General features: G+C 63.1%; 15 protein-coding genes. 10 read left to right on the forward strand and 5 right to left on the reverse strand.

What is annotated here, in order from left to right; translation table 11 throughout:
- From ACFI9K_RS01725 to ACFI9K_RS01745, 5 genes are read right to left on the reverse strand one after another with little or no spacing between them, the layout of a single operon-like run.
- On the reverse strand, positions 1-1,272 hold the full coding sequence (locus ACFI9K_RS01725) for an acyltransferase family protein (protein WP_462661922.1): 1,272 nt from the start codon (positions 1,270-1,272) through the stop codon (positions 1-3).
- Between the two features lie 18 nt (positions 1,273-1,290).
- Entirely contained in the window at positions 1,291-2,526 is a 1,236-nt protein-coding gene (locus ACFI9K_RS01730) for a lipase family protein (protein ID WP_462661923.1), read from the reverse strand.
- Complete coding sequence (locus ACFI9K_RS01735; protein WP_462661924.1) at positions 2,523-3,218, reverse strand: YveK family protein; 696 nt, start codon at positions 3,216-3,218, stop codon at positions 2,523-2,525. The genes ACFI9K_RS01730 and ACFI9K_RS01735 overlap by 4 nt, the downstream gene beginning before the upstream one ends.
- Positions 3,215-4,459 (reverse strand): alpha/beta hydrolase family protein, encoded by a 1,245-nt coding sequence (locus tag ACFI9K_RS01740; RefSeq protein ID WP_462661925.1) that lies wholly within the window; start codon positions 4,457-4,459, stop codon positions 3,215-3,217. Before ACFI9K_RS01740 ends, ACFI9K_RS01735 begins: the two co-directional genes overlap by 4 nt.
- 5 nt (positions 4,460-4,464) lie before the next feature.
- Entirely contained in the window at positions 4,465-5,925 is a 1,461-nt protein-coding gene (locus ACFI9K_RS01745) for a tyrosine-protein kinase domain-containing protein (protein WP_462661926.1), read from the reverse strand.
- Between the two features lie 110 nt (positions 5,926-6,035).
- Here ACFI9K_RS01745 and ACFI9K_RS01750 point away from each other — a divergent pair, with 110 nt between their 5' ends.
- The 10 genes from ACFI9K_RS01750 to ACFI9K_RS01795 all read left to right on the forward strand — a co-directional run bounded on the left by ACFI9K_RS01750 (position 6,036) and on the right by ACFI9K_RS01795 (position 17,567).
- Positions 6,036-7,457: an O-antigen ligase domain-containing protein gene (locus ACFI9K_RS01750; protein WP_462661927.1), complete on the forward strand. Its 1,422-nt coding sequence runs from the start codon at positions 6,036-6,038 to the stop codon at positions 7,455-7,457.
- A gap of 161 nt (positions 7,458-7,618) precedes the next feature.
- On the forward strand, positions 7,619-9,055 hold the full coding sequence (locus ACFI9K_RS01755) for a cellulase family glycosylhydrolase (RefSeq protein WP_462661928.1): 1,437 nt from the start codon (positions 7,619-7,621) through the stop codon (positions 9,053-9,055).
- Positions 9,056-9,481: 426 nt separating this feature from the next.
- A complete protein-coding gene (locus ACFI9K_RS01760) occupies positions 9,482-10,618 on the forward strand; it encodes a glycosyltransferase (RefSeq protein ID WP_462661929.1) in 1,137 nt (378 codons plus the stop codon).
- Positions 10,618-11,613 carry a GDP-mannose 4,6-dehydratase gene (locus tag ACFI9K_RS01765; protein WP_462661930.1) on the forward strand — a complete coding sequence of 332 codons (996 nt, stop codon included), beginning with the start codon at positions 10,618-10,620 and terminating at the stop codon, positions 11,611-11,613. Before ACFI9K_RS01760 ends, ACFI9K_RS01765 begins: the two co-directional genes overlap by 1 nt.
- A complete protein-coding gene (locus ACFI9K_RS01770; protein ID WP_462661931.1) occupies positions 11,610-12,584 on the forward strand; it encodes a GDP-mannose 4,6-dehydratase in 975 nt (324 codons plus the stop codon). Before ACFI9K_RS01765 ends, ACFI9K_RS01770 begins: the two co-directional genes overlap by 4 nt.
- Positions 12,581-13,198, forward strand: a complete 618-nt coding sequence (locus ACFI9K_RS01775) for an acyltransferase (protein ID WP_094703050.1) — start codon at positions 12,581-12,583, stop codon at positions 13,196-13,198. The genes ACFI9K_RS01770 and ACFI9K_RS01775 overlap by 4 nt, the downstream gene beginning before the upstream one ends.
- Positions 13,198-14,265, forward strand: coding sequence for a glycosyltransferase (locus ACFI9K_RS01780; protein ID WP_462661933.1), 1,068 nt, complete (start codon positions 13,198-13,200; stop codon positions 14,263-14,265). The genes ACFI9K_RS01775 and ACFI9K_RS01780 overlap by 1 nt, the downstream gene beginning before the upstream one ends.
- Positions 14,266-14,278: 13 nt before the next feature.
- Complete coding sequence (locus tag ACFI9K_RS01785) at positions 14,279-15,424, forward strand: lipopolysaccharide biosynthesis protein (protein ID WP_462661934.1); 1,146 nt, start codon at positions 14,279-14,281, stop codon at positions 15,422-15,424.
- Positions 15,421-16,536 carry a glycosyltransferase gene (locus ACFI9K_RS01790; protein WP_462661935.1) on the forward strand — a complete coding sequence of 372 codons (1,116 nt, stop codon included), beginning with the start codon at positions 15,421-15,423 and terminating at the stop codon, positions 16,534-16,536. The genes ACFI9K_RS01785 and ACFI9K_RS01790 overlap by 4 nt, the downstream gene beginning before the upstream one ends.
- Positions 16,537-16,541: 5 nt before the next feature.
- Positions 16,542-17,567: a hypothetical protein gene (locus ACFI9K_RS01795; protein WP_462661936.1), complete on the forward strand. Its 1,026-nt coding sequence runs from the start codon at positions 16,542-16,544 to the stop codon at positions 17,565-17,567.
- Positions 17,568-17,783 lie beyond the last annotated feature (216 nt).

The raw sequence follows: 17,783 nt of genomic DNA on the forward strand, positions 1-17,783 counted from the left end.
CTACTTGCTGGCCTTGAATCTACGGGCGTAGGTCAGCGCAGGCTTTTCGATGAACCGGTAGGTCAGCGAGCCGAACAGGATGCTGATCGCTCCCACCACAATGAAGTTGCGGAGCATGCCCAACGGGCTGTCACCGGCCATCCAACCGAAGCGACCCACCATGATCAGGACGGGGAAGTGCCACAGGTACACGCTGAGCGAGATCATGCCCACGTAGCTCAGCGGTGCCCAATCGGCCCGTTCGGCGAGCGACGACTTCTCGCCTCGCGCCAGTGGAACGATGATGAACAAAATGAGTAGGGCCGAACCGAAGGCGACGGTGGAGCTCTGCCAGCGAGAGTTGTCGTCGATCAGCTTCAGTGAGATCGCCGCCGTCGGAATCATTGCCAATCCCGTCCACCACCGCATCTTGGTTGCGATGGCACCTTTCATGATTCCGTTGTCGATGGCGACGAACACCACGGCTGCAAGCATTCCGTACGTGAAGTTGTCGGCCAACGACCAGAAGCTACGGCTCAGCACCGCGATCTCGTTGGGTCCCCAATCCAACAGTTTCGGATCGGTGATGCCCGACGGCCCCACCAGCGAGGCGGTGTAGAGCTTTCCGGTCAGCCCGATGACGAACATGATCACCACCGGGATCATCGCCAGCACCGGGGCCGAGATGGACGTACGTTTACGCAGATAGAACGCGATTCCCGTCAGCAGCGGAAGCGCGATGTAGAACGCGAACTCCAACGACAGCGACCACGATGGGTTGATCCCGGTTTGCAGCATGCTCGGTATGTACGAGTGCACCAGTGTGAGGTTGGCGAGCAGCGTCAACGGATCGGACAGGATGCCCAGGCCGTTGTCGGTGAAATGTTGTTCTGCGACAGCTGCGTTCTCCACGAAGACTGCACGCATGACGAAGTTGGCGAACAGGAAGATGAACAGGTACGCCGGAAACACCCGTAGCAGGCGGTGCATGGCGTAACTGACATTGTTCGGCATCGGTTTACCGGCGAACAACTTTCGCACCATCGGCAGGAAGATGAGGAACCCCGACAGTGCGAAGAAGAAAATGAGTCCCTGACCGAGTAGCCCGAGCTTGTACGTGAGGACGGTCTGCGGCGAGTAGTGACCGCCGACGTGTACGGCGAGCACACACAGGCACGCGAAGCCGCGTGGCCCGTCGAGGCCGAGAATACGAGCGGGCCGCTTGGACTCGCTGCTCACCGGAGGCGCGGGTGCAGTTGCTGCGGCCGCGGTGCTGTCTGGAGTTGCTGTCATGACTGCCTTCTCGAAAGGTCAGGAAACCGGAGCCGGAGGTGGGCAGAAGCTGATGGCCTCGGTGCCGGCGAACCGGTCGTCGAGCCATCCGAACGCAGCAGCACCGTCGATGTCTGCGTGACCGGAATTCGGTTGAAGGACATACTGAATGCTGTCACCGTTACCGCAGCCGGCGGCGATCGCCGCATCCGTCCACGGTTGTGAGATCAACGTGTCCTTGCCGCCGTAGATCACCAACATCGGAGCCGACGCAGGCGACTTGGGCAGGCTCATCTCCTTCAGATAGCCCTCGAGCGTGGCGGTTGCCTCGGGAGTTGCCGGGCGAAGATCGTCGTCGCTGATCTGCGCCGCCAGGGACGTACGGTCGGCCGCGAGGACGCCGCCACATGCCGACAACTCGTCCCACCGCTCGGCGACGATGCCCCTGCGGTAGTCGTCGAGGTTCAGCTCGGGGTGAGCCTGAGCCAAGCCCACCAGAACCCACTGCAGCAGCGGCTTCTGGTCCGCGGTGAGTGTGCCGCTCGCGGCCGCGGCAGCCAAACCGGTGATGTCCGCTGCGGGAACCAGGCTGACCGACCCGACCATCTCAAGACCCGCGCCGTAGGTCTTGGCCAATTCGTTTGCTGCCCAGGCGGCCTGACCGCCCTGGGATCCACCGAACGAAGCCCATCGGGTCGAGGTGTTCGGCACCAACTTGCGAGCGGCACGTACCGAATCGATCAGGTTGTTCCCGACGGTCCGTGCATCGAGATACGGGTGATAAGTGCCGTCCAGGCCGAGTCCCTGATAGTCCGAGACCGCAACCACATGCCCGGTGCGCACCAGGGCCGCGACGATCTGCGAGCTGCCGAGCAGCTCCGGATCGGTCGACGGACCGCAATCCTCGAGTACTCCCGTGGTGCCGTGGCCGTAGGCAATGATCGGCCAACCCCCCTCCGGTGCTACGCCTTCCGGGGCGAATACGGTGCCCGATATTCGTTGCTCGGACCCGTCCACTCCGGACGTCGAGGTGTACACCACCCGCGCCGCGATGGAGGAAATTCCGCTGAGGCGTCGATCGATGGTGAGCAACTCCTCCGCACTGTCCAGGGAACCCGGACCGTCGTCGCTGTAATCGGCCGACAGCGTGGCCCCGACTGCGACGGATTGTGGATCCACCGGCGCATCGTCGGACGAGCACCCCGCCATCACCAACGCCAGCGCCACTGCGCCGGCCATTGCCGCTGTGCGCAACACCGTTCGCCTGTAGGTCATCGCTTCTCCCCCATGCTTTGCTTCTCCCCTGTGACGTACCCGAGCAAGTGTTCGACCTGATCGCGATGATCGATCGAATCCCGCGAAATCCCCCGCGCAAGAACGAGCACGCTGCCCAGAACGATCCCCATGACGCCGCCCAGCATCGCGTTGCTCGTGCGCACGGGACCGGTAGGCGAGATAGGGGTGGTGGCTGCGTCCACGACAGTCAGCACGGACACCGGCCCGTCCGCCCCCAGATCGATCTCCCCGGCCAGCTTCACCAGTTGCACCGCAACCGAATTGGCAATATCGCGGGCTCGTACGGCATCGGCGTTCGCCACCGAGATCTCGATCAGTGCCGATCCGGGACTCGGCAGAACAGTGATGTCCTTCTTCAGCTCGGTAGGCTCGATCGGCAGATTCTCGGACGCAATCACCCGTCGCAACACCTGCTCGCCGGTCGCAAGTTGAACGTACGACTCGACGCGAACCAGAGATCCGCGGTTACCGTCCAGCGAATTCTTGGGCGACGGCGGACCGGGCGCAGTGACGAAGACTCGCGACGCCGCCGTGTACGTCGGCTCCACGAACGATGTAGCCAACCACGCGACACCCGCCGACAGTACCGCCGCTGCCAGGATGAAAGCCCAGCCGGACAACAGAAAACGGCCGTAGTCCTTCAAGGTCGGCACACCGGCGGGCGCGATCATCGCTTCTGCTCACATGTGTTGACGGGCCGTTGGCCGGCGAACATGCCCTTGACCCACGGCAACGACCGACTGCTGTCCAGGTTGCCGTGGCCCTCGCCCTCGTGCAGCTCGTATTCGACGACGTCTCCGGAGTCACACGCGCGTTGCAACGCCTTCTCGGTCCACGGTTCGAGGATGAGATCATCTTTGCTTCCGTACATGACCAGCAACGGTGTGGTCGATCGCTGTTGCGGTAGAGCCATGTCCGCGAGGTAGCCGCGCAGACGATCCGTCGCCTCCTGGCTGGCCGGCTTCAGATCCGAGGGCTCGAGCTGTGTCTGCAACTCGGGTACGTCCAGTGACCCCGGTGGGACGCATTGGAGGAGGTCGTCCCACCGTTCCCGCGCGAGACCGGACCGGTAGTCGTCCAGATTCATCTCAGGGTGCGAGATGGCCAGCGAATGCAACGCGTACATCAGCAGGGGGTACTGCGCACGAGTGAGCGTCTCGTTCGCAGCCGCATCGGCCAAGCCGGCCATATCCGAGACCGGAACCATTGCGGCCGTACCGACCAGCTCGAGCCCGCCCCCGTATTCGGCATTGCGGTCACTTGCTGCCCAGGCTGCCATGCCACCGAGCGAGACCCCATATGCCGACCACCGGTTACTCAGAGTCGGCATGAAGTTCCTGGCCGCGCGCACGGCATCGATCATGTTGTAGCCGAATGTCTTCGAGTCGAGGTAGGGATGATAGGACCCCTCCAGCCCGAGACCCTGATAGTCGGTCATCGCCACCGCGAAACCGTTCAGTGCCAGAGCGGCCACGATAGGAGCATTGCCGAGCAGGTTCGCGTACAGCGACGGGCCGCAGGCGTTCAGCACTCCTGTAGTGCCGTGCCCGAACGACACGATCGGCCAACCACCCTCGGGCGCGATGCCGGCGGGAACGACGATGGTTCCCGACACCTCCGTCGGTTGACCGGTGACACCGGATGTCGACCGATACACCACCCGGGTAGCGGAAGCACCGAGCTCGGTGATGTCGACAGCGATGTCCTCTATCGGTTCGGCGGAAATCAGCGAACCCGGATCCGTCCCACCGAAATTCGACGGAGGAGGTGGCTCCGACGCCGTTGCGGACGCCGTGACCGGAGCCGTCGGTGCGCCGGCAGGGATGACCACCGGTGCATTCTGCGAACAGGAGACCAACACTGCCGCGACGGTCAGCACAAGGCCGACCTGGGCGGCGAACCTACCTGACATCGAAGCTATCCTCTGCTCGCCGAGGAGCTCGCAGTGTCGCTCGTCGCCGGCGTGGGCCGGGTTTCCACGGGATGAAAGGGCACCGAGGGAGCTACCGTGGAAGCTGTTGTGGTAGAGGGCTTTACCGAAGATTCTCGGGGCGAAGAGGACGTGCCACCGAGGAGGCGTCGGGCAGACGGCTCGAACGTGGTCACGACGCCCAACACGGTGCCGCTGACACCGTCGAGCACCTTGATCGCGCGGCGCAGCTTCTCACGCGTCGTTCGACCGGTACGTGCGAGAACCACAGTGCCGTCTGCCAATGCAGTGAGAATCGCACCGTCGGTGACCTCGAGCAGGGGCGGGGTGTCGATGATGACGTAGCGGTAGTCGCCGCGCAGTTCCTCGAGCAGCTCGTGGGCACGGTCCGATCCGAGCAGTTCGCTCGGGTTGGGTGGTACGGGGCCCGAGGGCAGTACCGATACACCGTCGAACCCATCGTGCACGACGGCGTCCTCGATGCCGTGCTCACCGGAGAGCACCGTGGAAAGTCCGCTGTGCTGCTCGACGCCCAGGCGAGTTCCTAGAGCTGCGCTGCGGAGATCTCCGCCGACGAGCAGTACCCGGTGCCCTGCTTCGGCGAGAATTGCCGCCAGATCGATGGCCGTGCTGGTGCGGCCTTCGGCCGCGGACGGGCTGGTGATGGTGATGACGCGGGGCGGCGACCCACCGCCGAGGAAGCGAATGTTGGTGCGCAACGCGCGCAGTGGCTCGCCCATCTTGATCATCGATGCCACTGCTGCCCTCGGACGCGTCGCGTCGACCGGGAGCCCGCCGAGCACGGAGCGGCCCGAAATCTCCTCCGCGCGCGATCGATCCCGAACAGAACGGTCCAGCAGTCCCCGGAGCAACGCGAGGGCAAGACCGACGACGAGGCCGATCGCGGCACCGAGCCCGAGGACGGTCGTCAGTCCCATCCCTGTCGGTGCGGCCGGAACGTCGCCTTGATCGACGATGGTGGCTCCTGCGGCCGGGCTACCGCCGCGCTGGGAGGTTTCGAGTTCCTGCACCAGCTGAGTCAGCTGACCGGCGACCGCGTTGGTCAAGACCTGAGCGACCGCAGGGTCTTCGTCGGTGGCGCAGAGATCGAGCAACACCGTCTTGTCGATGGGGGTGGCGGTGACCCGTGAACGCAGTTCGTCCGCAGACATGTCCAACTGCAACTGGTTCACCGCGCGCTGGGCAACCTGTGTGCTGGTTGCCAATCCGGCGTAGGAGGTGACGCGTTCCTGTGAGAACAGGTTGTTCTGGTAGGCCTCGCCGACCGAGCTGCCACCTTCGGTGGTGACGAACAGACGAGCGCAGGCTTGGTACTGCGGCGTCGTGAAGAACGTGTAGGCCCAGCCTCCGACGATGCCGACGACCATCGCGAGCGCGACGATCCACCAACCCGCGCGAAGAATGCGCCCGTACTCTCGAATCTCCACGAGTGCTCCTATCGAATGACATCGGTCAAGGGGAAAGAGTAAAGCGCAGCGAACGATTCGGCACGGCGTACATGTTGCGAGTGGATGAAAGCGTGACAACATCAGACCCTATGAGCATCACGCAACGAGTCGGAGCGGCGGCCATCGTGGTTGTCCCCGTCTTCGTTACATTCGCAATGATTCTCGGCGGAACTCCAGCGAAACTGGGCGCGTTCGCCCTTGTCGTGCTGACCGTGGGAGCGTACATCGGCCTACGTCATCCGCTGTATTTGACTCGTGCTCTTGCTTTTTCACTCGGCGCCTTGCCGTTCGGATATGTTCCCGGCGTTCATGCTCCGTTAGTTTTCGCCTTGGGAATTGCGGTCATCATCGCCACTGTGATTCACCGCACAGCAGTGAGCCGCATCACGTGGCCGGAAATGCCGATGATCGCATTGCTCGTCCTATCCGCATTGTCGTTGTTCGCCACGAGTGGCGCACTGGTCGACTACGTCGAATTCGGACAATGGCTCGTATCCACATTGGTCGTCGTCTGTTTGCTGCGCTTGGAACGCGACGAGCTTGCGCTGTTCGGCAGAATTTATGTCTACGCAGCCTCGGCCGCAGCCGCTTTCGCTCTGTTGATCTTCGTCGCCGATCCGGCCGGAAAGTTGATTCGATACCTGTCGGTCTTCGGCTACGGCAGCGAAGAAGAAAGCACTCGGTTCGTCTACAGCCCCACCGGAGCGACCACCGTTCGCCTGGCCGGGACGTACATCGACCCCAACGCCGCCGGCATCGGGTTCGTCCTGGCCCTGATGCTGTGCGTACTGCTGCTACGCGGTTACCTGCGCACAATGCTTGCCGCACTGCTGTTCCTGTCGATCGTCATGACGCTCTCGCGCGCAGCACTGTTCTCCGTGGTGTTCGGCGTACTGCTGATGTTGGCGTTCCAACAGCTGCGTGCTCGTGAACGGCTCGCCATCGTCGGCGCATTCGCCGCCTCTTTCGTCGGAGCCCTCGCTGTACCGAGCGTGCGTAATCGCGTCTTCTCGTCCTTCGGCAGCGGGGACGCCGGCTCGAGTGCACGCGGCGATGCCCTGGTGGAATTCCCCGGTCATATGCAGGGTCACTGGATGTTCGGACTGGGCTGGGGCCGTGCGGAATTCAAAGACCCCACGGTCGCTTTCGAGGTGAACTACGTGGCCAACACCCCATTGCTGACCATCTACCGCGGCGGGCTGGTAGCCGGGATCGCGTTCGTCGCGATACTCGTCGTAATAGCAGTGGTCGGATACAAACTGTTGCGGGCTCGGCAGTGGGAGTACGGCTTCTACGGCGGCGGGATGATCGGCTTCGCCGTCGTCGCTCTGCAACTGGACTTCCCCGTCGTGACGATCCCGGCGACCACGATGGCGTTTTCGGTGATGTACGCATTTCTCGTCTTCGCATGGGAAAAGTCCTCCGAAACCGAGCCGTCTACCGACAACCCCACTGCTGTCGAAACGAAAAACTTGGTTTCCACTGCGGAAGCGCGACCAGCAGTTTCATAACAAATGGAATGAATATTGGTATTTGTACAAATCTTTGTGTCTGATGCAATGATTCACCGCACCGGCCCGTCGAACGTCGGCACGGGCCCCCTGGTGGAAAGAATGTCGAGATGGTTCACTTTCGCGGTGGATTTCGCATAGCGGTTTCAGCGACAACAGCGATGCTCGTCGCTGTCGGCCTTACATTCACGGCGCACGCGCCGGCCCATGCAGCACCGACGCCCCCCGGTGTCGGCATCTCGGACGGCGGCGGCCTGCTCTGGTCCACCGATGCCGAACTGGACACCACCGTCCAGTTCGTCACCGCTATGGGCGTGAAATCCATGCGCATCGCCATTCCGTGGCCCACCGTCGAGCCCACCCAGGGCCAGCTGAACTGGGCACCCGTCGACCGCGTGGTGAACAAACTGCGATCAGCCAATATCTCGATGCTGGGAATCATTGCCTACACCCCCGCGTGGGCAACCTCTCCGGTGAACCAACCCATCAGCACTCGTCCGGCCTCACCGGCCGCATTCGGTGAATTCGCGGGAAAAGTAGCCGCCAGGTACAAGGGCAAAGTTGCCGATTACGAGGTCTGGAACGAGCCGAACGGGTCGATGTTCTACGGACCGCAACCCGACGCCGCCGGATACACCGAACTGCTCAAAGCCGCATATCCCAAGATCAAAGCAGCCGACTCGGCCGCGACGGTCGTGGGCGGAGTACTGGGTGCGGCCGAGCAGGCGTACGGAGTGGTCAACCCTGTCGACTTCACCAAGCAGATGTACACGGCGGGCGCGAAAGGCTATTTCGACGCGCTCTCCTACCACCCATATCAGTACTCTCTGAAGTTCTCCGAAGGCCCTTACGTCGAACACTCCCCGGCCCGGCAGGTCATGGACATGCGCGCCACGATGGTGGCCAACGGCGACAGCGCGAAGAAGATCTGGGGAACCGAGTACGGCGTGCCGACGTCCGTGGCGTCGGAGGATCAGCAGAGCGCGCTGATCACCGACTTCGTCACCAAGTGGCGCGAGTTGCCGTACACCGGCCCCATCTTCCTGTACCAGCTACGGGACCAGCAGACGGGCAGCAACGATCCGGAGATGACGTTCGGACTACTGCGCACCGATTGGTCGGCCAAACCCGCGCTGTGGGCGTTGATGAACCTGCTGCAGAACAACATTCCGCGGACCGCGGAGTACAACCGCTTCGCGGCCGCTCCCAACAACTTCGGGGCCGTCCTCGGTCCGGTGTTCCCCGTTCGCGACACATGGGCCCAGTATCGCCAGGACGCCGTGCTCTACGAGATGCCCACCGGGTTCGTCGGCGTACCCCGCGCGGTAGCGGAGGCCATCCGGTACACCGGCTTCCTGCCCTCCACACCGTTCAACGGCACCTACCAGGACTTCGACAGCCCCTACGGCCTTCGTGTGTTCTCCACCGCCATCGGCGGCACACACAACATCGGCGGTGGCATCTTCAGCGCCTGGGATCCCACCCTCGGCCCGGCCACAAGCGACGAAATCCCGCAATACGGCGGCGGCGTTCGCGTCACGTTCCAGTACGGCGCGATCACCTGGGCCCCTTTCGTGGGGACCACTGTCACCCGTTGAATTCTGAAATAGCTATTCGATAATTCACAGACCGTTCAGCCCTTTTTCTACGTTCCGAAAGCCCTTTCTCGGCGTTTTCATTGCGGACGCGTTAACTCTGGGCGAAGGTACGGTTTCGACGGGCGGATGGATTAATTCGCGTTGTGAAGAACCTCACTTCGATCTATCTATTTGTCGCGTGAGCGGATATTCATATACAGCGAACGAATGACTTTTCGTGGCAGGATCACGTCCGTTGTTCGCATGTCTCGTCGGGGGACGCCGATTTGTCCACGGTTCCGTCGTGCAGTGCCGCACGCTCGAACGCGATCGGTGCTCGAGATGTCTCTCGCTCCATTCGAGTACGGTTCGACACGATAGGTAACTGATGAGTACGAATAGTGTTGTGTCGCAGCTTCCTTCGATCATGTACTGCCAGGTGGACGCATGACCGAAGGCACCAGGCCCCGAGTCGCCATTGCCCACGACTACTTGACCCAGCGCGGCGGTGCCGAAAAGGTCGTGCTGGCAATGGCTCGCGCTTTCCCCGCCGCACCCATCTACACGACGCTCTTCGAGCCCTCGACCACGTTCCCCGAATTCTCGAACCTCGACGTGCGATCCTCCGCATTGAACCGAGTCGGGTTTCTGCGCAAGAATCACCGAGCCGCGCTGCCGCTGCTCCCGTTCGCGTCCTCGTCCATCGAGATCGACGCCGACGTGGTCCTCACCAGTACCAGCGGTTGGGCCCACGGCTTCCACACCTCCGGTCGCAAGCTCGTCTACTGCTACTCCCCGGCACGCTGGTTGTACGAATCGCAGATGTATCTCGGCGAGGGCCGAAGTCCACTCAAACGTGCAGCGCTGAAGACACTTTCAGCACCTCTGCGCACCTGGGACCAACGAGCCGCCCTGTCGGCCGATCGGTATCTCGCCATCTCCACCGTGGTTCAACAACGCATCACCGATGCGTACGGCATCGAGTCGACGGTGCTGCCCGCACCCTTCACCGTCGAGACGACGACGCCCGAGTCGATCCCCGAGGCGGACGCATTTCTCCAAGGCTCCGGTTACTACCTGTGCATCTCACGGTTGCTGCCGTACAAGAACGTGGACCAGGTGATGGCCGCATTCGCCGGCACCGACCGCAAGCTGATCGTCGTCGGCCGCGGCCCCGAGGCCGACCGACTGCGAAAACTCAAGTCCGACAACGTACTGATGCTCAGCGACCTCACCTCGGGACAGATGACCCGGCTCTACCAGGGTTGTAACGGTTTGATCGCCGCCAGCTATGAAGACTACGGACTGACCCCCATCGAAGCGGGTTTCCACGGCAAGCCCAGCGCAGTGTTGCGCTGGGGCGGTTTCCTCGACACCGTCGAGGAAGGCGTCTCCGGGGTGTACTTCGATCAGCCCCAACCGGATTCGATTCGTGACGCCGTAACCGAACTCGAACGAATCACATGGGAACCAATGAAGATACGAGCGCACGTCGATCAATTCAACGAAGAACGATTCGCCGCCGAACTGCACGCGGAGGTGTCCGAGATGTACACGGAAAACATGGAGAAGGCGGCATCGTGATGACCAAGCGCGCACTGATCACCGGCATCACCGGCCAGGACGGCCTCTATCTCGCCGAGCTGCTGCTGAGCAAGGGCTACAAAGTCTTCGGATTGATTCGCGGACAGAACAACCCGAAGACCGCCATGGTCGAACGCGAGCTACCCCAGGTTCAGATTCTGCACGGCGATCTGCTGGATCTGTCGGCCCTCATGCGGGCATTCGCCGTCGCCGACCCGGATGAGGTCTACAACCTCGGAGCCGTCTCCTTCGTCGCCTATTCGTGGGAGAACGCCCGCCTCACCACCGACGTCACCGGCGGCGGCGTGCTGAACATGCTCGAGTCCACCCGGCTGTACGAGCAGGTATCGGGCAAGCAAGTTCGCTTCTATCAGGCATCCAGCTCGGAGATGTTCGGCAAGGTCCAGCAGGTGCCGCAGCGCGAGGAAACACTGCTGTGGCCGCGATCCCCGTACGGCGTCGCCAAGGTCTATGGGCACTACATGACCATTAATTACCGCGAGTCCTACGGCATGCACGCCAGCTCGGGCATTCTGTTCAACCACGAATCCCCCCGTCGTGGACCGGAATTCGTCACTCGCAAAGTATCTCAGGCCGTCGCTCGCATCGCTCTCGGGTTGCAGAGCGAGATCTCGCTGGGCAACCTCGACGCCAAGCGCGACTGGGGATTCGCCGGCGACTACGTCGAGGCCATGTATCTGATGCTGCAGCAGGACGAGGCCGACGACTACGTGATCTCCACCGGCGAGACCCATTCCATCCGGGAGCTACTGGACCACGCGTTCGCCGCAGTCGACATCACGGACTGGGAGCGTTACGTCAGGATCGACCCTCAGTTCTTCCGTCCTGCTGAGGTCGATCTACTCGTCGGCGACTCCGCCAAAGCCCATGCAGCGCTGGGCTGGAAGCCGAAGGTCGCTTTCCCGGAACTGGTTGCGATGATGGTGCAGAACGATCTTGCCGAGCAGTCGCCCGACGCGGTCGCAATCGCGTGAACACCGGGCACCGCCCGACCGCGCTGATCACCGGAGTGGCAGGCCAGGACGGTAGCTACCTCGCTGAGCTGCTGCTCGATCGCGGTTGGGCCATCCACGGGGTTGCCAAACCCGGTGCACGGCAGCGCGCGGTCAATCCGCTCGTGGAACAACACGACATCGAGCTCAGCGAACACGGGACGACGCGAGCACTGATCCAGGACATCGAACCCGACTACGTCTTCCACCTTGCCGGTATCTCGTCGGTGTGGCGATCGTGGAACGACCCGGTTCTCACCACCCGGGTGAACGGCGTATCGGCGGCGGCGCTACTCGATGCCTGCTTCACCCAGCAAGAGGCGTCGGGCAAACGCATCGTGATGATCAATGCCTCCAGTGCCGAGATTTTCGCCGGATCCGGAGTTCGCCTTCAGAACGAAGGAACCCGGGTTGCGCCTACTTCTCCCTACGGTGCGTCGAAAGCCCTGAGCCACAACATGGTCGAGGTCTATCGTACTCGCGGACTCGAAGCGACCAACGCAATCCTGTTCAACCACGAATCGCCGCGACGTCCGGAGACCTTCGTGACGCGCAAGATCACCAAGGCCGCCGCCGCAATCTCCCGCGGCACCCGCGACACGCTGGAGCTGGGCAACCTCGCCTCGGTGCGCGATTGGGGCTGGGCACCGGACTATGTCGAAGCGATAGCAGCGATGGCCGACTACGGCAAGGGCGACAACTTCGTCGTCGCCACCGGCGAGGCGCACAGCGTGGCGGACTTCGTTGCCACCGCATTCGAGGCAGTGGGGATCGACGACTGGCGTGACTATGTCCGAAGCGATTCCGAGATGCTCAGACCCGTCGACTCGGCAAGAATGGTGGGCGACGCCACCAAAGCCCGAGACCTGCTGGGCTGGGCACCGACCAAGAATTTCGATCAGATCGTCAAGGCAATGGTCGAGTTCGACATGACCGAGGAGATGGCAGCATGACAGCGGTGGAACGGCCTGTAGGCGACGCGGAACCCGAGATCTACGACGTATCCAACTACAAGATGCAGGACATCACGTTCAAGCGGAAGTTGCGCAATCGCATCGGCACGCTCGGCTTCAACATGTTCGTGACTTTCATTCCGTCACATTGGATTCGGCAGAACTTCCTGCGTGCATTCGGAGCGACGATCGGTAAGGACGTCTCGATCTTCCGCGGCACCACCATCCTCGACCCCGAAGGCCTCACCATCGGCGATGCCTGCTCCATCGGCTTCCGCTGCATGCTCGACGCCCGTGGGGGCATCACCATCGGCAGCAACGTCGTCATCGCCAGTGACACCCACATCATCGCCGGCTATCACGACCACAACTCGCCCGAGTTCACCCCGATCCTCGAGCCCTGCGTCATCGGCGACTACGTGTGGATTGCCAGTCGCAGCACGCTTCTCAGTGGAGTGACCCTCGGCCGCGGTGCCGTCGTCGGTGGTTGCTCGATGGTGCGCGGAGACGTCGGCGAACTCGAAGTGGTGGCTGGAGTGCCCGCGAAGGTGCGAGCGATGCGTGACCCCAAGGCACTCGCGTACCGCCCGAAGTATCGGCCGCTGTTCTACTGATGACCCTGAGTGATTGCCGACTCGTCTACCTCGCCCCCCGATCCGGGGTAGGCGGGGTAGGCGACTACGCCGATGACTTCGCTGCCGCTGTCCGGCCCCATTTCGGCGAGGTGATCGAGTATCGCCACGACGGACCCGGATCCCACAGCGTGCGCGATATTCTGAGGCATCGCAGAGCGATTCAACAGATCGTCGATGCCGCTCCGGGTCGGGTCATCGTGCACAGCGAGCTGAGCGGCGGCTCGGTGATGCCGTTCTGGGCGACCGCTCGCCTCAGCGGCGAACCGATGGTGACCGCAACCGTGCACGACCCACCCGGCATCGTCTGGTGGCCCGCCCGCACCAAGTTCTTGGCCGGCAAGAAGGTGCTCAATCACGGCCTGCACTATCCGCTTCGGGCGATGTGGAGGCGACTCGAACGCAACGTGGTGGGCAGCCGAACCTTGTTCGCACTCACCCGCTCCGGTGCCGACTCGCTGGAACGCAGCTACCCCGCCGTCACGGCCGAAGCCGTGATGCACTTCGTCCCCGAACGTCCCGACATCACTCCGGCCGAGGACCGCCCCCTTGCCGTCGGCCTGTTCGGGTTCGTTTACCGCGGTAAAGGATTCGATCAGCTTCAGCAACTTCGTGATCGGCTGCCCAGTGAGATCGCCATTCACATCGCCGGACGCGGAACCGAACTCCTCGACCCCGTCGAAGGCGTGGAGATTCTCGGAGAGGTGAATGGACCGGACGAGGACGCCTTCTTCGCCTCCATCCGCGCACTCGTGGTGCCGTACGGCAAGCGATCCATCTACGGCGACGCCTTCCCTGCCTCCGGTTCGGTGAGCCGCGCCATCGCCTACGGAACCCCGGTGGTCTGCCTGGAAGAGGGCGCGCTGTCCGAGACCGATGGCGGTGCATTGGTTGTCGCGGGTGGAACCGACGAGATCGCCTATGCCACAGCCCACCTCGTCACCGATCGGGGCGCACTGACCCGGCTTCGCCGAGAAGTGGAGACGCTGCGCAGCGCCAACGCTCCCCACCTGGTGGCCGAAAGTTTCGTGTCGGTGTGGTCGAAATGATGCGGTGGTCGAAATGAACGGCAATCTGATCAAGGCCGGGGTCGCCGCCTTGTGGACCTACGGGGGTCGAGGTATCGGTCTGCTGTGGACCGTCGCGCTGATCGCCAAGCTCGGGATCAGTGACTACGGTCAATACGCCATGGCCTTCGCGCTGGCCGCGATAGTCGCAGCGCCACTGGATCACCCGTTCACCGTCCGCTCCATCCGGGTGAGCGAGCGAGAGTTCCTGGGCGAGCGCACCACCCGGGTGCTGACCGGTGCGGTACTGATCGTCGGCGGGCTCTGTCTGCTACAGGTGAGCTACATCGCCTGGTTCGCTCTCGTCATCGGCGGCGGCGAGTTGGTCTTCAATGCCTACAAGAGCAGGGCATTGCGCGACGGCCGTCCTGATCTGACCCAGCGCCTGGACACCACTCGGCAAGCGACATCCATCGCGCTGGCGACGGCGTATCTGTTCGCCGTGCCCGACCCGTCGCTGACGACGGCCAGCTTGCTCTACGCGGCACCGTATTTCGTCATCGCGCTGCTGGCCGCGCTGCAGACCCGAGTCTCGGCTCCGCAGATCCCCGGATCATGGCGCGAAGTGTCGATGCTGTTCTCGGAGAACCTCGCCAACGCTGTCTACATCCAGGGTGACGTGCTGCTGCTCGGCTTCCTCACCGACTCCACCATCGCCGGCTACTACTCCGTTGCCGCAGTGACGGCGTGGGCCGTGGCCTTCATCGGCCAGGCCTTCGGCAACACCTTCCACGAGAAGTTGCGTGCTGCAGACGGATTGGTCAGCGCCGGTCCGGCACTCAAGCACACGGCGATCCTCGGCGGTGCCGCTGGATCCCTGCTGTTGGCAACCGGCCTCGTACTCTTATTCACTCCGGCGTCTCCGCAGGTTGCCGGGGCCCTGGTGGCGATGTCACTGTTCGTGGTGATGCGGGTGATGAATCACGTGTTCACCACCGTCCTCTACCTCCAACATCGCGACCGCACGCGAGTGTTGGCGGCCGCAACGCTCGCGCCACTGAAGATGGTGCTCGTCTTGTGCCTGTTTCCCTTCGGGGCCGTCGGCGCAGCCGTGGCGTCGGTGATTACCGATGCCGTACTCCTCGTCTGGTTCATGCGCGCCCTGTACCGGGACCCGGTGAAAGAAGAAGTGACGCGATGAGACGCGCAACATTCCTGCTGTCCAAGGACCCCGTCACCGAACACGGTGGCGACATCGCCTTGTCTCGCTTGATGATGCAGCTGGCGCGCGAGGCCTTCGAGGTGCGCTCGATCTGTCTGTCCAAGGAGACCGATGTAGCCCCCGACGTCATCCGCGTTCCCAAGCCGAAGGTCGATTTCGGTTTGCTGGCGAAGTCGCTGAGGCCGACCCGCTCGGTGGTCCACGGGCGCTACGACGTCGATGCCTTCCGTGATGCCATCGACGCATCCACCTCCGATGTGTATGTGGCCGAACACAGTTACATGGCCGAGTCGTTTCTGCGCTCGGCCAAACTGGGATCACCGTTCGCCATCAATACCGTCAACACCGAATCGCAGGTGTGGAAGGTGACACGCGGAACGATCGGGCGCATCGAGGCACCACGCATCCTGCGTGACGAGATTCGAGTCGCACGGGCGGCGGATGCCGTCGGGACGTACGACGCCGACGAGGCACAGATGTACCGAGACAAGGGTGTACGTGACGCCCGTTGGATCGACCTCACCCTCGAACCCGCGCCGCAGCTGAATCTGGCCGACACTGCGAAACGTCTGGTGTTCATGGGTACTCGCGACTGGCCACCGAATCAGGAAGCCTTCAAGATCGCTCTGGAGTACTGGCCTGCCATCTCCGCGGGCATCGACGGTGCCGAACTGTGCATCATCGGCGCGAAGGCCCCGGGTGCCAAGGATCCCGTCTATCCGGCCGGAGTTCGCGACCTCGGGTTCGTCGACGACCTGCAGGAATTTCTCGGCACGTGCCGCGCTCTCATCGCACCCGTCGCCACCGGCGGCGGCGTACGCGTCAAGATTCTCGATGCTGCGAGCAAGGGCCTACCCGTCGTCGGAACCTCCGCCGCGGTCGGATCACTCGACTCGATTTTCGAGCTACCCACCTTCGACGACAAAGAGCAGTTCGTGGCCGAATGCCGCCGCTACCTGCTCGATCGCACCGCGGCCGTCAAAGCAGGCGAGCGTATCTACGAGCTGAACACAGCGCGTTGGCACGATCGCATTCCCCATTCGACCGTCGAGGCACTGATCAGCGCCCCACTGACGAGCACCCTAGGATGATCGCCATGACCCTCCGCTCACGTCTGCTCACTGTCGCAGCAGCCGCCGCGATCGCCGTCGGCCTCTCGTCACCGGTGGCTCATGCAGCACCCGCCGACCTGGGATTCACCGGCGGAGCGCCGTTCCTGACGCTCGACGACGCCACGCTGAACAACGAACTCGGAGCCGGACTAGAGATCGGTGCTTCCTGGGTGCGGGTGGTCGTGAACTGGGCGGCCATCGAGACGGCTCCGGGTGTGTTCGACTGGGGCAACACCGATCGCGTGATCAATGCGGCTACAGCACAGGGCTATTCGGTACTGGCCGTGCTGGGCGGAACCCCCGGCTGGGCACAGGGCGGCATCGCCTCCCCGCTACCGGGCGCAGTTCCCCTGGATCCCAACACGTTCGGTGCGTTCGCCGGTGCGGCAGCGGCGCACCTCGGCGATCGCGTCGACAGCTACGAGGTGTGGAACGAACCCAACATTCCCACCTTCTTCGCGCCCGTCGACGCCGCCCGCTACACCGGCCTGCTGCGTGCCGCGTATCCCGCGATCCACAACGCCGATGCCGGAGCCACCGTGCTCAGCGCCGGATTGGCCACCACCATGAACTTCGGAGCCTGGACCGTTGCGCCGGTGACCTTCTTGCAGCAGATGTACGCGGCCGGAGCAGGCGGATTCATGGATGCCGTTGCGCTGCATCCCTACACGTTCCCCTTCACCGTGGAGAACGACCCCAACGGCCAGTGGGCTCAGGTGGATCAGGCATACGGCACCATGGCGGCCAACGGCGACGGTGGCAAGAAGATCTGGATCACCGAACTCGGGGCACCCACCGGCAACGGACCGATGGCCGTCACCGAGGATGCGCAGGCCGCGATCATCGGATCGAGCCTGGCCAAGGCATCGTCACTGCCGTACGTGGGCCCAGTGTTCGTGCACTCGCTGCGTGACTCGGGAACCAACCCCGCCGACTCGGAACAGAACTACGGTCTGCTGCGCTCGGACTTCAGCCACAAGCCGGCATACGACGTGGTGGCCGGGTCGTAGCCACCTCTTGGGACCTCACACCCTTTTTGCCGACCGCGCTCCCGTGTTCGACTCGTAGAACGGGCGCGCACCGTGCAGCAGGGGTGTGAGGTTGCGCAGCCCGGGGAGCGGACCTCACGGTTCACGACCGCTCTCCATGCGCGGCATGCCGCGCATTCGACTCGATACTGAACCCTCAGGTCCGGGTCGTCTCGCCTCGCAATCAATCGCAGCGAG

Source organism: Rhodococcus sp. PSi06 (assembly GCF_054960675.1).

What these genes read in the sequence shown, in the direction of transcription:
- ACFI9K_RS01725 (WP_462661922.1), bottom strand. Translation starts at nt 1,272, where the DNA reads ATGACAGCAACTCCAGACAGCACCGCGGCCGCAGCAACTGCACCCGCG.
- ACFI9K_RS01730 (WP_462661923.1), bottom strand. Translation starts at nt 2,526, where the DNA reads ATGACCTACAGGCGAACGGTGTTGCGCACAGCGGCAATGGCCGGCGCA.
- ACFI9K_RS01735 (WP_462661924.1), bottom strand. Translation starts at nt 3,218, where the DNA reads ATGATCGCGCCCGCCGGTGTGCCGACCTTGAAGGACTACGGCCGTTTT.
- ACFI9K_RS01740 (WP_462661925.1), bottom strand. Translation starts at nt 4,459, where the DNA reads ATGTCAGGTAGGTTCGCCGCCCAGGTCGGCCTTGTGCTGACCGTCGCG.
- ACFI9K_RS01750 (WP_462661927.1), top strand. Translation starts at nt 6,036, where the DNA reads ATGAGCATCACGCAACGAGTCGGAGCGGCGGCCATCGTGGTTGTCCCC.
- ACFI9K_RS01755 (WP_462661928.1), top strand. Translation starts at nt 7,619, where the DNA reads ATGCTCGTCGCTGTCGGCCTTACATTCACGGCGCACGCGCCGGCCCAT.
- ACFI9K_RS01760 (WP_462661929.1), top strand. Translation starts at nt 9,482, where the DNA reads ATGACCGAAGGCACCAGGCCCCGAGTCGCCATTGCCCACGACTACTTG.
- ACFI9K_RS01765 (WP_462661930.1), top strand. Translation starts at nt 10,618, where the DNA reads ATGACCAAGCGCGCACTGATCACCGGCATCACCGGCCAGGACGGCCTC.
- ACFI9K_RS01775 (WP_094703050.1), top strand. Translation starts at nt 12,581, where the DNA reads ATGACAGCGGTGGAACGGCCTGTAGGCGACGCGGAACCCGAGATCTAC.
- ACFI9K_RS01780 (WP_462661933.1), top strand. Translation starts at nt 13,198, where the DNA reads ATGACCCTGAGTGATTGCCGACTCGTCTACCTCGCCCCCCGATCCGGG.
- ACFI9K_RS01785 (WP_462661934.1), top strand. Translation starts at nt 14,279, where the DNA reads ATGAACGGCAATCTGATCAAGGCCGGGGTCGCCGCCTTGTGGACCTAC.
- ACFI9K_RS01790 (WP_462661935.1), top strand. Translation starts at nt 15,421, where the DNA reads ATGAGACGCGCAACATTCCTGCTGTCCAAGGACCCCGTCACCGAACAC.
- ACFI9K_RS01795 (WP_462661936.1), top strand. Translation starts at nt 16,542, where the DNA reads ATGACCCTCCGCTCACGTCTGCTCACTGTCGCAGCAGCCGCCGCGATC.